Raw genomic sequence first — 3,051 nt, forward strand, 5'->3', positions numbered from 1 at the left:
TTGGGAGCCTGGCGGTGAACTACTCTCGCATGGCATCTGCCACACTACCATCGTCGCGGCTGCGTTTCACTTCTGAGTTCGGAATGGAGTCAGGTGGTTCCACAGCGCTATTGCCACCAGGCAAAAACTGTTTTTATGTCTTTAACAAGCAAGCTGATTCGAATTCTTTATCACACCCACACAAACACCTTGGGCGTTGTATGGTTAAGCCTCTCGGGCAATTAGTATGAGTTAGCTTAACGTGTCACCACGCTTCCACACCTCACCTATCAACGTTGTGGTCTCCAACGACCCTTATGTGTACTCAAGGTACAAGGGATGACTCATCTTTTGGCCGGCTTCCCGCTTAGATGCTTTCAGCGGTTATCCGTTCCGAACATAGCTACCGGGCAGTGCCATTGGCATGACAACCCGAACACCAGCGGTTCGTTCACTCCGGTCCTCTCGTACTAGGAGCAACTCCAATCAATCATCCAACGCCCACGGCAGATAGGGACCGAACTGTCTCACGACGTTCTAAACCCAGCTCGCGTACCACTTTAAATGGCGAACAGCCATACCCTTGGGACCGACTTCAGCCCCAGGATGTGATGAGCCGACATCGAGGTGCCAAACACCGCCGTCGATATGAACTCTTGGGCGGTATCAGCCTGTTATCCCCGGAGTACCTTTTATCCGTTGAGCGATGGCCCTTCCATACAGAACCACCGGATCACTAAGACCTACTTTCGTACCTGCTCGACGTGTCTGTCTCGCAGTTAAGCTGGCTTCTGCCTTTGCACTAACCGTACGATGTCCGACCGTACTTAGCCAACCTTCGTGCTCCTCCGTTACTCTTTAGGAGGAGACCGCCCCAGTCAAACTACCCACCAGACACTGTCCGCAACCCCGATTAGGGGCCCACGTTAGAACATCAAACATACAAGGGTGGTATTTCAAGGACGACTCCATCAGAACTGGCGTTCCAACTTCAAAGTCTCCCACCTATCCTACACATGTAGGGTCAATGTTCAGTGCCAAGCTATAGTAAAGGTTCACGGGGTCTTTCCGTCTAGCCGCGGGTATACGGCATCTTCACCGCAATTTCAATTTCACTGAGTCTCTGGTGGAGACAGCCTGGCCATCATTACACCATTCGTGCAGGTCGGAACTTACCCGACAAGGAATTTCGCTACCTTAGGACCGTTATAGTTACGGCCGCCGTTTACCGGGGCTTCGATCAAGAGCTTCGCTTGCGCTAACCCCATCAATTAACCTTCCGGCACCGGGCAGGTGTCACACCCTATACGTCCTCTTACGAGTTTGCAGAGTGCTGTGTTTTTAATAAACAGTTGCAGCCAGCTGGTCACTGCGACTCTCATAGGCTTACGGAGCAAGTCCTTCACCCACAAGAGCGTACCTTCTCCCGAAGTTACGGTACTATTTTGCCTAGTTCCTTCACCAGAGTTCTCTCAAGCGCCTTGGTATGCTCTACCTGACCACCTGTGTCGGTTTCGAGTACGGTCAACAATACCTGAAGCTTAGAGGCTTTTCCTGGAAGCGTAGCGTCAACAGCTTCACCACCGTAGTGGCTCGTCTCGTGTCTCAGAATATAGGGAACCGGATTTGCCTAATCCCCCTTCCTACGCACTTTCACATGGACTACCAACGCCATGCCTGCCTAGCTTTCTCCGTCCCCCCATCGCAGTATTGTCGGTACGGGAATATTAACCCGTTTCCCATCGACTACGGCTTTCGCCCTCGCCTTAGGGGCCGACTTACCCTACCCTGATTAGCATGGGATAGGAACCCTTGGTCTTCCGGCGGGGAAGTTTTTCACTCCCCTTATCGTTACTTATGTCAGCATTCGCACTTCTGATACCTCCAGCATCCCTCACGAGATACCTTCAACGGCTTACAGAACGCTCCTCTACCACTTGCACTTAGTGCAAGTCCACAGCTTCGGTGCATGGTTTAGCCCCGTTACATCTTCCGCGCAGACCGACTCGACTAGTGAGCTATTACGCTTTCTTTAAAGGGTGGCTGCTTCTAAGCCAACCTCCTAGCTGTCTATGCCTTTCCACATCGTTTTCCACTTAACCATGACTTTGGGACCTTAGCTGGTGGTCTGGGTTGTTTCCCTTTTCACGGCGGACGTTAGCACCCGTCGTGTGTCTCCCGAGTAGTACTCATTGGTATTCGGAGTTTGCAAAGGTTGGTAAGTCGGGATGACCCCCTAGCCTTAACAGTGCTCTACCCCCAATGGTATTCGCTCGAGGCGCTACCTAAATAGCTTTCGAGGAGAACCAGATATCTCCGAGCTTGATTAGCCTTTCACTCCGATCCACAAGTCATCCCCAAATTTTTCAACATTTGTGGGTTCGGTCCTCCAGTTAGTGTTACCCAACCTTCAACCTGCTCATGGATAGATCGCCCGGTTTCGGGTCTACACCCTGCAACTATTCGCCCAGTTAAGACTCGGTTTCCCTACGGCTCCCCTATTCGGTTAACCTCGCTACAGAATGTAAGTCGCTGACCCATTATACAAAAGGTACGCAGTCACCCAACAAGTGGGCTCCCACTGCTTGTACGTACACGGTTTCAGGTTCTATTTCACTCCCCTAACAGGGGTTCTTTTCGCCTTTCCCTCACGGTACTGGTTCACTATCGGTCAGTCAGGAGTATTTAGCCTTGGAGGATGGTCCCCCCATGTTCAAACAGGATACCACGTGTCCCGTCCTACTCGTTTTCATTGATAAAGCCTTTTCGTGTACGGGGCTATCACCCTGTATCGCCGCACTTTCCAGAGCGTTCCACTAACGCTTTACCAACTTAAGGGCTAGCCCCCGTTCGCTCGCCGCTACTAAGGGGATCTCGGTTGATTTCTTTTCCTCGGGGTACTTAGATGTTTCAGTTCTCCCGGTTCGCCTCGTATGACTATGTATTCATCATACGATACCTGATAAATCAGGTGGGTTTCCCCATTCGGACATCTGTGAGTCTAGCGTCTCTTACCGACTTCTCACAGCTTTTCGCAGGTTAGCACGTCCTTCATCGCCTCTGACTGCCAAG

At 51.5% G+C, this 3,051-nt stretch carries 2 rRNA genes; both read right to left on the reverse strand.

The window, feature by feature from the left end:
• Nucleotides 1-6: 6 nt before the first annotated feature.
• Nucleotides 7-121, reverse strand: a 5S ribosomal RNA gene (gene rrf, locus WH43_RS17740).
• Nucleotides 122-200: 79 nt separating this feature from the next.
• A 23S ribosomal RNA gene (locus WH43_RS17745) occupies nucleotides 201-3,051 on the reverse strand; the annotation flags it as partial.

The sequence above is a fragment of the Rheinheimera sp. KL1 genome, assembly GCF_001275035.1.
In the GTDB taxonomy this organism is placed as follows: Bacteria; Pseudomonadota; Gammaproteobacteria; order Enterobacterales; family Alteromonadaceae; genus Pararheinheimera; species Pararheinheimera tangshanensis.